An 11585-nucleotide genomic window follows, 5' to 3' on the forward strand; every position below is an offset into this window, starting at 1 on the left:
TGTGATTTTAAGTCACAGATTGAATATCAGAATCAATATGATTTTGACTTTTCATTCAAATTGAAATGCTAAAAACTGTTATTTTCGGCTGAATGCATTGACCATATAAATATTTAATCAACCTTAATTCACTAAGATAATTAACCAAAAATATAAAAAATCACCGATAGGAAAAAATAAACTTTAAATCGGCAAAAATCATCCCAAATACGCCGTAATTACTGACCTAAGACCAGATACCATTGCGAGTGATATCACTAAAACAGCCTGGAGATAGCCATCATACATGTGCTAGCAATACGCACGTATAACGGAATATAGGAGCAAGAATTTGTAGGATTTTGAATGTATACGTCGGGAGTTTTTCAGTTAACCGTCAGTGCCAGATGAATAATATGCATCCAATAGTGAAATAAAATTCACCTTATCAAGTTCATTAAGTTGATTAATTCCAGCCGCTGCTTTTCTTCCTCCGCCAGTCGCAAAACTTGAGCTAATTTCGTCTGCACCCGTTCTATTTGATAATGGCGCACGTAAGCTCACCGTGTAAGACTCGCCGTCTTGGTTTTTCGTTAATACTGCTTGCGCTCGGTTTGGATCTTGATTAACGATTTCATTACCAAATACGCCACTGATGCGCCTTGCCCACGTCTCACCTGGCAGTTCAAACACACGTGCGACTTCACTTTCATAAACAGGAGCAAGGTTTGATAACTGCTGGCGATCATTTTGATAAGCATCTCGTAGTCGATAAAACACAGAGTCTTTATCATCCAAAAGATCAAACGGATTCGGGTATTGATAAAGGGTTTTGTAGAGCTCAGCTGGCGTGAAATGCAAATCACTCAGTGACGAACCGTAACCGTTGTAGTTAACCAAGGTACCTAGCTCTTCTAGAAACTCTTTTTGAGATTGAGCGAATCCATTTTCATCCGCTAGCCGCGCCGCCACCGTTTTTAGATTGTCGCCAAAGGCAGCTGCGATTGCCCAAGCCACATGCGCACCATTCAGCTTCTGGTTAATCAGCAAGCTCGTGCAGCTCTCTGGCGCGGTATCAATCAGAGTATCTAAATGACTAGAAGTTGGGACATCCCCTGTTCGGTGGTGATCGCAATAAAATACATTGATGTTTGCGTCTAGCAGTGAGTGCAGTGCAGGCAGGTTTTTCTCCATCGATACATCTAAAACGGTAACGGAAGAAACATCACCTTGCTTACCCGGCTCCATAGTTTGAGTAACAACTTGAGAGACCAACTTAATATCACGCTTAACACCAGTAATGAGCACGCTCTCTCTTGGCTCACTTAATCGCAGCTGTAACAACGCGATTATGCCATCTGCGTCTCCGTTGAATACGTCGTAGTGCATGTTGTTCCTCTTCCTATAGATTTAACCGTTTGCCAGAAACGCGCCAATTCGTTTGTGTGTTCGATAGTCTGTCATTATTTTAGTTATATTTCACAGATACTTAAGTCTATTTTGGAATGCCTTATTCTCATTAGATTGAAAAGATAAACACATTAATAATATTGTATGACTTATATCACAGTAAAAGAATACGAAAAGATTATAAAATAAGCGCCTCCCACTTAATGATAAAGAGACGAATGAACACTACCACCACTCTTGTTTATGACACTTTGAAAAGCCTTGCTGCTCACGCTCCTGAGCAACATGCCGAGATTCGCCAGCGTTTATATGAGCAGTTGAGCCTGCCATTTAACAAGCAGCTCTCGTTATACGCTAATGTGCTTGGTCCTATCAGCTCAGGTAAGTTAGCGGGATGCGACAATATTGATAAAGCGGTTGAACTGGCACTGGATGTGCTGGAAGGCCGAAATAAGTAGTCCCCCCTTTAATACGTAATATAACGGCCCAGATCTTCCCCCAGATCGGGCCGTTTTTTTATTCTCGTCATTTATCTATTTGAATTTCAGGCACAAAAAAGGCGTAGATGATCCACGCCTTTTGTTTTAGTAAGTTCTATGTTGTTTATGAAGTCTTGAACTGCGCGACCGCTTGGTCCATATCGTTCGCTTGCTCTGCTACCTTGTCCACTTCAACTAAGCAATGCTGCGCCGAAGCGTTATTGTCGTTCGAGATAGTGTTCAGCTCAGTAATTGAGTCACTCACTTGCGCCATTACTGCGCCCTGCTCTTCAATCGCTGAAGCAATACGTTCTGAATTACCTTGGATGCTTTCCATGTCGCTCAAGATAAGTTGCAAGCTCGCATCCAGCTCTTCCGAATCTTTCAGCGTTAGTTGACCTTGTTGATTACACTCGCCAATCTCTGCCATCGACGCCTGCATCTGGCTTTGAATTGCACTCACCACTGAAGTTATCTCTGTGGTCGATTGATGCGTTCTGCTTGCTAGTGCGCGTACTTCATCGGCAACTACCGCAAAGCCACGACCTTGTTCACCCGCACGTGCTGCTTCAATTGCTGCGTTCAATGCCAATAGGTTAGTTTGTTCTGCAATGCCTTGGATGATGTTTACTGCATCGCCGATCTGGTCAACATGATGGTTCAGTGAACTGATCGAATCTTGGCTGCTTGAAAGACGTTCAGACAACTGGGTGATGTTGCTGATGGTTTCAACCACCACTTCACGGCCTTTATCGGCATTCACTTTCGCTTGATGTACACCTTCAGCGGCAACCGATGTGCTTTCAGAGATCTCGCCAATGGTGAGTACCATCTCTTGAACTGACGTTGTCATTGTAGATGTGTGATTTGCTTGAACTTCAAACTGTTTGATTACTGACTCTAGCTCATCATGCATGTTCGATGTGCTTTGTGTCAGTTGCAGTGACTTAGATTGAGAGGCAGCGATAAGCCCTTCCAGTTGATCCAACAGTTGGTTGAAGTATTGGCCTAGCGTGCTGAGTTCGTCTTTACCATCTAGGTGAGAGCGAATAGACACGTCGTTAGAATCAACGATATTACGGATAACCGAAAGCAGTGACTCAATTTTGCCAATGATAGAACGGACGATTAACCAGCTGAACAGAATGATCGACACAAGTAGTGTGACGCAAAGGATGTTGTTGATCAGCGATAGTTTGTCCATCTCTTGCTGCGTTTGTTGGTCTAGCACCGCCGAGAATTCTTTAAACTGAGTCTCGATAACATGCGAACCAGAACGCGCTTCGCCTAGCAGGCCTTCGTTATGCTTCAAACCGATCACGCGCTTTTGCTCAACCACTTGGCGAGCAGCGTCTATCAAAGCCGCTGAGCTACTCATATTTGAAGTTATAGAAAGAACACTCGGGTCAAACTCCCCCTTCTCAATTAAGTCATTGAACAGGTAAAGCTCGATTTTTTGTTCCGCACTGGCTGTCGCGCTGATGTTATCGAGCAAAACATGAAACTCGCCTAGCATACCTTTGTCACGTGATAGCCCATAGACTTCGCTCGCTTTAACTAAGTTAACAAAGCTGGTGTGGTAAGTTTCGATGTCTTCACGTAGGTGTGTGCTGTTGGCTAAACCTAAATCACTGAGCACTGTATCTAGCTCAGATTCAGACGCTAAGAATTTTTTGTAGTTTACGTCGAACTTGTCGAGGTATTTCATATCGCTACGCAGTAAAAAATCTTTCTCGTTACGGCGAAGGTTGAGCAAACGCACTTCAAGCTCTTTGGTAATTTGTTTGGCTTCGCTCATTTGAGCGGTGGTGTCTGCAAATTGTGATGTGGTAAACAGCAGTGAAATCATGCCGAAGATGGAGAACATCCCCAACGAATAGAGCTTTTTCTTTATATTCATATACGTGGCTCGTCTTTACTAAATTAACTATGAGTATCTAAATAAATCGCATCAAAGAATGAATATCCAACTTGCGCGACCTGGTTATTGTTATATTTTTTGTATCAGTAATGAGCACTAAATCTAGCGACTGTTCAGCCCACCAGCAGTGACATTCTCAATGGTATTCAAACAGAGAATGAATCTTTTCACTAAAGATAAAAGCATCAATAACACAAATTGAATACATGTACATTAGTTGAATGATAAAAGTGAGAGACAGCTATTTGACGGAACATAAATGGCTTGAATGTCATGGTATACAAGGCATTGAATTAAAAGACTTTGACGCACATTTGGATGCATTATTTATGATGACATTTTTTTGGCTCTCCAGAAGAGCACGAACGAAGCGCAATATTGGAGGTTTTGACTTGGTTTTTAAACAGTGAATCCGTCTATTGATGATTGTACAGTAGAGCGTAAACGGCGAAAAAAATGGACCTACTCAATTCGAGTCAGGTCCATCTTTTGATTTTCTAGTCAATCGCTTTGCAGCTAAAGAGTTAGGTGCGAATTCAAGGCTGGCTAAAACGCTTTTACCATCTTGGTTAGGCACTTCAATAACACCGCTTTCTCGTCTTCTTCGATATCTTGCGTCAGCTCATTAACCAAATTCAAGTGAAGCTGATTGTGGTGAACGTGTATCTTCTGCCCTTCATCCGTCAAGGCAACCACAATCGCACGACGATCTGTTGGGTGTTCATGGCGCTCAATCAATTCAGCTTTAACCAACTTTTCTATTTGAACAGTAAGTGTACCCGTGGTAATACCCAACTTTTCAGCGAGCTCTTTCATTCTTAACGCACCATGCATACCAAGTACTTCAATGGTGTGTACTTGAGCCAGGGAATAACCCGTCTCTTTGACAACAGACTGCTCCCACGAAGACATTTTATCGTAGAACTCAGTCAGTATTTGGTTAAGCTGTTCTATATTTCGCATGGTCGTTTGAATGCACTTCAAGAGTAAGATGATTAATCTTATCAAACTTGGCGAGCATTTGTTTATATTCAGAGACGGTTTTATCACTGTTTGATTCAAGAGTAATCGCTGCTGAATAGTGATGCCCACTCACCTTCCACATATGGAAATCGGTGACCGACGCATAAGGCGTTAAGGTTTTGGTCACTGAGTCACGATAATCTTGGTCGATATTCTCATCCAGCAGGATTGGGCTGGTTTGTTTCATAAGGTTCATCGTCCACTTAGCAATCACGAATGCGCCAACCATTCCCATTGCTGCATCTAACCAGTTCCAACCGTAAAACTTACCAAATAGCAGCGCAGCAATCGCAAGCAGCGAAGTTAGAGTATCCGCCAACACATGCATGTAGGCTGCGCGTAGGTTGTGATCATGATGGTGTCCGTGATGCTCGCCATGTTTATGACCATGGTCGCTGTCGTGCTCATGGCTATGTGAATGACCGTGATTCTTACTATGATTGTGGCCATGCTCGTGTCCGTGATCATGATGGTGATCGCCAAGTAAAAACATACTCACCACATTCACAGTTAAACCAATACAAGCAACGATGATCGCTTCATTGAACTGAATCGCTTGTGGGTTAAACAAACGATGTACTGATTCCACCAGCATCAACAATGCCACAATCCCCAATGCAATCGCGCTGGTGTAGCCCCCTAACACGCTGACTTTGCCAGTACCGAAAGAGAAACGTTCGCTCTCGGCATGTTTCTTCGCATAACGGTATGCAAATAAGGTGATACCAAACGCTGCGGCGTGCGTCCCCATGTGCCAACCATCGGCAAGCAATGCCATCGAGCCGTAAATAGTACCTGCAACAATTTCGACAACCATGGTAACGACGGTCAATAACAGGACATAGAACGTGCGTTTCTCACCTTGACTGTTATGTGAAGAAAAGTTGTGTTGGTGACGTGTTGGAAAACTCAAAATGGCGTCCTTAGCTTGTGTTTGTGGTTAGATGATCGTTGCAAATAAAAGCCCTTTGATTGACAAGTAATTTGACAATCAAAGTAATAATTTGAAATTTAGTTTGATTATCAAACTTTGTCAACGATGAATTTTGAAACTCTGATTTGCGGGACGAATAGTTGATGGTGAGCGCTAGTTTGTTCCAAAGATTATTGATTCAGTAAAAACGAGGCTTTCCAGGGACAAAAAAGCCCACTCGAGGTGGGCTGATTGAGTCAAACTCAATGATTGTATTTATTTGTTTTGCAATGAAATAATCTCATCATTCACCCAACCTAACAGCTGCTTGGTTGCTTTCGACAAGACTTGGTTCTGCCGAACAATATAACCAAGACTGGTGCTCGAGAAGTTGGTCAATGGTGTCACTTTCGAATGCAGGTGCTGCTTGGTTGATACCGCAAACTCCGGGACAATAGCCACACCAAATCCCGCTTCTGCCCAGTCGATTTGAGCATCGACACTCCCTACTTCCATCACCCTATAATTAGGTAGATTAAGGCTTGGTAAACCTTCATCAATAAAGTCACGCGTTCTCGTATCATGACCTAGTAGAATCAAAGTGAGCTCTGCATCAGAGTCTCGGATATCAACCCCATCGCCAAGCGCACACCAAGAAAGCTCTTGCAGCTTAGTGAAATACAAAGACTCGTTGTGCTGCTCTTTGGCGATAACAAAACCAATATCCGCTTGAGCATTTTTAACTAAATTCGATGCCTGAGATGACGTGGTATTCAAGAGCGTAAGGTCAATACCGGGATACTGCGCTTTGAACTTCTGGAACGGACGAATTAGCAAAAATCGAGAAATGATGTCACTTACGGCAATGGTTAACGTCCCTATTTTAAGGTCGTTAATGGCATTGAGATCGGCCTGACAAATCTGCAGTTCGAGTAGCGTTCTTTGGCTTGTTTCCAATAGCCGTTCACCCGCTTGAGTCAATTGAAAAGGGCTTCTCTCTATCAACTTTATGCGTGTTTGTTGTTCCAGTTGTTTTAGGTGCAAACTCACATTGGGTTGTGTCATGTGCAGTGCATTGGCCGCTTTCCCAAAATGCTTGTACTCCGTAAGCGTCACAAACGTCTTCAACAAATTAATATCGAGCATCATGTCCTCTCTCTCGTGTCACTAATATCATTCCCTAAAAGTAAAGAATGCCCCATCGTCATTCCCTACAGTGAGGAACGAACGTGATAGGGAATCTCGTTTGTAGCTTAAGACTTTAAGGATATATGAAATCCTTATCAAGACAATAAAGATAATTAATTTCTCTTATCCACCTTGTAGGCCTAACATGATTCCTCAATCAGTTAGGAGAAAAATTATGCCATCTATCGTTGTTGTGGGCGCAAACTGGGGTGATGAAGGCAAAGGCCGCATCGTCGATTTTTTAGCAGACCAAGCTTCTGCTAGCATTCGTTTCCAAGGCGGAAACAATGCAGGTCATACTGTGGTAAATGACTTCGGTACATTCAAACTGCACCAACTACCTAGTGGTATTTTTAATCCTAATTGTACGGCGGTTCTTGGCCCTGGCATGGTGATCAGCCCTGCTGCGCTAACTGAAGAGATTGCAGAAGTTCAAGAGGCTGGCATCAAAGTGAAAATGGCGATCTCAGATCGTGCGACACTGTGTCTCCCTTTACATGCTCTTGAAGATACGCTTGAAGAAGAGCGTTTGGGCGATGGCGCTTACGGCTCTACACGTCAAGGCATTGCACCAGCGTACGGCGATCGTGTAATGAAGAAAGGCATTCTTGTCGGTTGGCTGAATCAACCTGAAATTTTAGAGCAGCGTATTCAATTCCTACTTGATTGGAAGATGCCTCAGCTTAAAGCGCTCTACCCTCAATGTGACTTCTCCCAGACTGCTTCTGAAATGACAGAATGGCTACTTGAAGTAACTAAAGCGTGGCGCCCGTTCATCTGCAACGTAACTGAGCCGCTTAAAGCGCTGCAATCACAAGACGCAAACCTACTGTTTGAAGCTCAGTTAGGCGCAGGTCGCGACCTTGTCTACGGTGAATACCCTTGGACAACATCTTCGAATGTAACCGCAGCTTATGCTGGCATTGGTAGCGGTTTACCTGCACTTCGTCCTGAACGTGTTATCGCTGTTGCTAAATCATTCAGCTCGTCTGTTGGTACTGGCACGCTAGTAACTGCAATGGAAGAACAAGATAGCTTCCGCGAAAGCTCTAACGAATACGGCGCAACAACAGGCCGCCCACGTGACATGGGTTACTTCGACGCGGTAGCAACTCGCAACGGTGTTGACCTACAAGCTGCAACGGAAATAGCACTGACTAAGATCGATTGCCTGTCTGGTTTGTCTGAACTTAAAATCTGTACCGCTTACTCAGGTGAACATACTGAGAACCCGATTTGGCCACAAACGGCTGAGCTAAAGCCCGTATATGAAGATATGGCTGGCTGGGATGAAGACATCACGGGTTGCCGCACGTTTGAGAGCCTTCCTCAAGCAGCGCAAGATTACGTTACTCGTATCGAAGAGCTGATGGGTGTGCCAATCGTGATGGTATCGGTAGGTCCTGAGCGCGAGCAAATGATCATTCGAGCTTAGCTTAGAAGACGACAAGATCTACATCAAAGCCCACATTCAGTGGACTTTTTTGATTGTTCATAAGTATCCGCCCCGTGGGTTCATGGGGCGGATACGTCCTTATCGCGCTAGCAGCTTTTTACAGCATGACAGAATGGCCAGGTTCTCAGTAGGTTGGTCTTACCTTTTATGCATCATCATTTTGTAAAATTTAAAAATTTGGTAGTGATTAATGAGTGAGTAATACTGGTTTATATTCAGTCTCATACCAAAGCATTGCCCACGCAGTACGTACCACTTTGTTAGCCAGTGCAATGCAGGCCTTCTTGAAGCCGATACGATCTATGATGCTCCTCAACCAAGCGTCCTTCTGAGTCTTCGGTTTTTCGGGTAGTCGCCCAACGTATGACATTGCGCCAAGATAAAGAAGCGAGCGTAGCTCCTTCACACCACCGCATTTATCGATCCCAATCATAAAAACTTTGCCTCCTGAACTGTGCTGTTTAGGTGTAAGACCAACAAATGCTGAAGCTTGTCTTCCATTCTTGAACTGCTTTCCATCACCAAGAGTTGTATAGAGCATCGCAGCAGTTGTTTCACCAACCCCTTCAATGCCCATTAATCGTTGGCACGGCTCTATCTGACGGGTTAAAGCATTTTTCTCTTTTTCGAATGCGATGAGTTTTGCTTTAAGTTCTTTATATTGCTCCCAAAGCATCGACAGAACGGATACGACATTGGAGGGTATTGGTGTATCGCCATCAAGCACGGTTTGAACCGACGCTTTTAAGCCTTTTTCACCTCTAGGGTTTGCTATCCCGTAGCCCAAAATTGTCCCTCTAATGTGAAGAGCTAGGGAAACAACACTACGAGATAAGAATCTACGGCTAGTTTCTAAAGAATGCATAGCTTGTTGTTCCAATGACTTTGGACGACTGTACTTGATACCAATTTGTATAGCGGCGTTAGCGATGGCGAGAGCATCATTATGATCCGTTTTATGACCTTCTAGGTATCCTTTCACCTTCTTAGGGTTAATGATTCGGACTTCATGCCCAAGTTTTTCTGCTAATTGCCCCCAGTAATGGCAACCGCAACAACCTTCCATGGCGACAATCGAAGGCTTAGCCTTTGCCAAGAACTCTTTCATCTTCTGGCGACTCAGAGGTTTATTGGACATTAGCTCACCATGAATGCTGATATGGCAGGCTTGAAGAACATTTTTTGCTAAGTCGATAGCGATAACATTTTTAGTCAACATATTGGAACCCTCGGTTTTTTCTCACACTCCTAAGTCTAGATTGCTAAGGAGGGAGTGGATTCCATACATCATGCTGACGATAGCTAACCGCAACATACTCATTCCGAGACTTTTCGATAGATTACCTAATAACCGTCATGAGGTGCGTAGAAGTCAACTATCTTGTCGTATTTTCTCATTCTCGACTTTGGTGCTATCCATGTTACCATCATAAAAACAAGTAGTTATGCTAGATGTTTGCATTCGCTAGATGCATGAAAAATCCCCAGGTGGGGTGTATAACTGTTCCACTTTGGGATCTTAAAAATTGTTAGCATTAAAGAGGAACATTGATGTTCGATAAGAAAGAAGTAAAAGAAATCATCTGGAAGAAGTGGCTATTTCCTGACTTTACAAACAAGCTCACTTGGTTAGTTGGTGGTGCGGGAGTTACTGTACTTCTAACTCCTATGGCCTTTAAGCAGCTTTTTTACAATTGGCTGGTAGATACTTTCAATTTGAATGCTGGAGAGCATTACACATTAGCTGAGTTACAATCGAATACCGCCGATTACTGGCTAGGTTTTGGAATGGTATTTTTAGCATTGGCCCATAATATTGGTTATCAGGCATTTATTTACAAGTCCAAAAAACTTACACAAGTCGAGAAGCAAAGTTTAATTGACGTTGATAAGGCTTTATTTATCGAGTTTATCGAGCTTTTACCATCTAATGGGTTAGACGTTAAACTGCTAGAGGAACATGATTTTGGAAGCTCCCATCATGGCAAAAAAGTAAAAGCGTTGGATACCTTCGTACATTCATGGAATAACGCCCAGAAACATTTTCTTGACGAAGATTTGGAATTTAAAAGGAAACAGCTAATAGATAAATCTAGGTATTTCATTTATACATTGGCAAATCGTTCTTATTCCATTGGTAATGGCGAAATTTTTTCGTGCATACCTGATGCCTACCGAGGTTCACGGGATTGGCCTCCCCATGTTGAAGACCAAATCCGAGAGTTAAATGAGTTGGGTACAGAACTCTTTGAACTTCATGAGGATTTTGTTCTAACTGCCCGAAGAAAGTTAAAATGCTAACAAGCGAATGAACGGGGGACGTTAACTCGTGGCAAACTTTTTCACAGGAACATTGTGATTTAGGTGCTTCAATCAACTTGGGCTAGTAAATGCCCGTTATTCGGACGTTAGCAAATCTTAGGAGGTTTCGTGGATAAGGTCATAGTGGCTTGTTGTATTGCCCTTATGTTGTCAGGGATGATATTAGGCATAGGTTTAAACAGTGGTTCAGATATATTGGATGCAAGTTATAAAGTCTTTGGTGTAGTTTCTGGTTTGGCGGCATCTTTAACAGTTCTAGTTGCGCTAAAAGCACTCAGTACTTGGAAAGAACAATTTTTTCACAACATTCTTTATGAAAAGATGACTGAGTTAGAGAGTATAGGGCGGAATGTAATTGGCTCTGTTCAACAACGTAAACTCGCCCAAGAACAACTACGGTTTAAGCGCTCAGCTGAAGAACGCGACGATTATGAAAAATTAAAAGAAAGCGCAAACGTTAGTTTCCGTGCAAGCATAGAAGAATATCGCATAAATGTAGATCGTATATACCCTCTTCTCGATAAAGCAGTAGAAGAAAAATTCCCATATACCTATATCAAGTTTTCACAGCAAGCGTACAAACTGCTGAGATCGGTCGACGCGTTGTTTGATGGTGAGTTTAATCAAGAAGCCAGCAATCAAGTAGATGAAGAAATTTTGGGTTTTACATTAAACTTTAAAAAAGAACTTCGGAGTCATTGGCGTAGGTAGCCATATTGCTAACACATATGAGCCCTTCTCCAGTCAATAGGCAATAGCATTCTTTTGGCTGCATTCGCAGCCAATGTTTTCGAACAACAAAGCTGCCTCTTTAGCTTTGCCCTAAATGAAGTTATCCGAAACTGAGATTTTCGAGCACAATGCCTAATACGGAACTGTCCGTGCGACCTGAGG

At 42.9% G+C, this 11585-nt stretch carries 10 protein-coding genes; 4 read left to right on the forward strand and 6 right to left on the reverse strand.

Annotated features, from left to right (window positions below; genetic code table 11):
- Window positions 1-369: 369 nt before the first annotated feature.
- Entirely contained in the window at window positions 370-1368 is a 999-nt protein-coding gene (locus AB4623_RS17425) for a DHH family phosphoesterase (RefSeq protein ID WP_372147030.1), read from the reverse strand.
- Window positions 1369-1607: 239 nt separating this feature from the next.
- On the opposite strand from AB4623_RS17425, the gene AB4623_RS17430 reads away from it, so the two are divergent.
- Window positions 1608-1847 (forward strand): PAS factor family protein, encoded by a 240-nt coding sequence (locus AB4623_RS17430; RefSeq protein ID WP_004733935.1) that lies wholly within the window; start codon window positions 1608-1610, stop codon window positions 1845-1847.
- Window positions 1848-1992: 145 nt separating this feature from the next.
- Here AB4623_RS17430 and AB4623_RS17435 read toward each other — a convergent pair whose 3' ends face one another.
- The 4 genes from AB4623_RS17435 to AB4623_RS17450 all read right to left on the reverse strand — a co-directional run bounded on the left by AB4623_RS17435 (window position 1993) and on the right by AB4623_RS17450 (window position 6874).
- Window positions 1993-3717, reverse strand: a complete 1725-nt coding sequence (locus tag AB4623_RS17435; RefSeq protein WP_372106307.1) for a methyl-accepting chemotaxis protein — start codon at window positions 3715-3717, stop codon at window positions 1993-1995.
- A 618-nt stretch (window positions 3718-4335) separates the two neighbouring features.
- Window positions 4336-4752, reverse strand: a complete 417-nt coding sequence (locus AB4623_RS17440; RefSeq protein WP_017059185.1) for a MarR family winged helix-turn-helix transcriptional regulator — start codon at window positions 4750-4752, stop codon at window positions 4336-4338.
- A complete protein-coding gene (gene dmeF, locus AB4623_RS17445) occupies window positions 4730-5725 on the reverse strand; it encodes a CDF family Co(II)/Ni(II) efflux transporter DmeF (RefSeq protein WP_372147032.1) in 996 nt (331 codons plus the stop codon). The genes AB4623_RS17440 and dmeF overlap by 23 nt, the downstream gene beginning before the upstream one ends.
- Before the next feature lie 276 nt (window positions 5726-6001).
- Window positions 6002-6874 carry a LysR family transcriptional regulator gene (locus AB4623_RS17450; RefSeq protein ID WP_372147034.1) on the reverse strand — a complete coding sequence of 291 codons (873 nt, stop codon included), beginning with the start codon at window positions 6872-6874 and terminating at the stop codon, window positions 6002-6004.
- 214 nt (window positions 6875-7088) lie between these two features.
- Here AB4623_RS17450 and AB4623_RS17455 point away from each other — a divergent pair, with 214 nt between their 5' ends.
- Entirely contained in the window at window positions 7089-8348 is a 1260-nt protein-coding gene (locus tag AB4623_RS17455) for an adenylosuccinate synthase (protein ID WP_017059182.1), read from the forward strand.
- A 208-nt stretch (window positions 8349-8556) separates the two neighbouring features.
- Here AB4623_RS17455 and AB4623_RS17460 read toward each other — a convergent pair whose 3' ends face one another.
- Window positions 8557-9588, reverse strand: a complete 1032-nt coding sequence (locus AB4623_RS17460) for an IS110 family transposase (RefSeq protein ID WP_372147036.1) — start codon at window positions 9586-9588, stop codon at window positions 8557-8559.
- 332 nt (window positions 9589-9920) lie between these two features.
- On the opposite strand from AB4623_RS17460, the gene AB4623_RS17465 reads away from it, so the two are divergent.
- Both AB4623_RS17465 and AB4623_RS17470 read left to right on the forward strand, forming a co-directional pair.
- Window positions 9921-10670, forward strand: coding sequence for a hypothetical protein (locus tag AB4623_RS17465; protein ID WP_372147037.1), 750 nt, complete (start codon window positions 9921-9923; stop codon window positions 10668-10670).
- Between the two features lie 129 nt (window positions 10671-10799).
- Complete coding sequence (locus AB4623_RS17470) at window positions 10800-11402, forward strand: hypothetical protein (RefSeq protein ID WP_372147038.1); 603 nt, start codon at window positions 10800-10802, stop codon at window positions 11400-11402.
- The last annotated feature ends 183 nt before the right edge of the window (window positions 11403-11585 follow it).

It is taken from the genome of Vibrio sp. 10N.222.52.C12 (genome assembly GCF_041474215.1).
GTDB lineage: Bacteria > Pseudomonadota > Gammaproteobacteria > Enterobacterales > Vibrionaceae > Vibrio > Vibrio crassostreae_C.

Excerpts from the sequence above, each read along its gene's own strand:
- AB4623_RS17425 (WP_372147030.1), bottom strand. The coding sequence starts at position 1,368 with ATGCACTACGACGTATTCAACGGAGACGCAGATGGCATAATCGCGTTG.
- AB4623_RS17430 (WP_004733935.1), top strand. The coding sequence starts at position 1,608 with ATGAACACTACCACCACTCTTGTTTATGACACTTTGAAAAGCCTTGCT.
- AB4623_RS17435 (WP_372106307.1), bottom strand. The coding sequence starts at position 3,717 with ATGATTTCACTGCTGTTTACCACATCACAATTTGCAGACACCACCGCT.
- AB4623_RS17440 (WP_017059185.1), bottom strand. The coding sequence starts at position 4,752 with ATGCGAAATATAGAACAGCTTAACCAAATACTGACTGAGTTCTACGAT.
- AB4623_RS17450 (WP_372147034.1), bottom strand. The coding sequence starts at position 6,874 with ATGATGCTCGATATTAATTTGTTGAAGACGTTTGTGACGCTTACGGAG.
- AB4623_RS17455 (WP_017059182.1), top strand. The coding sequence starts at position 7,089 with ATGCCATCTATCGTTGTTGTGGGCGCAAACTGGGGTGATGAAGGCAAA.
- AB4623_RS17460 (WP_372147036.1), bottom strand. The coding sequence starts at position 9,588 with ATGTTGACTAAAAATGTTATCGCTATCGACTTAGCAAAAAATGTTCTT.
- AB4623_RS17465 (WP_372147037.1), top strand. The coding sequence starts at position 9,921 with ATGTTCGATAAGAAAGAAGTAAAAGAAATCATCTGGAAGAAGTGGCTA.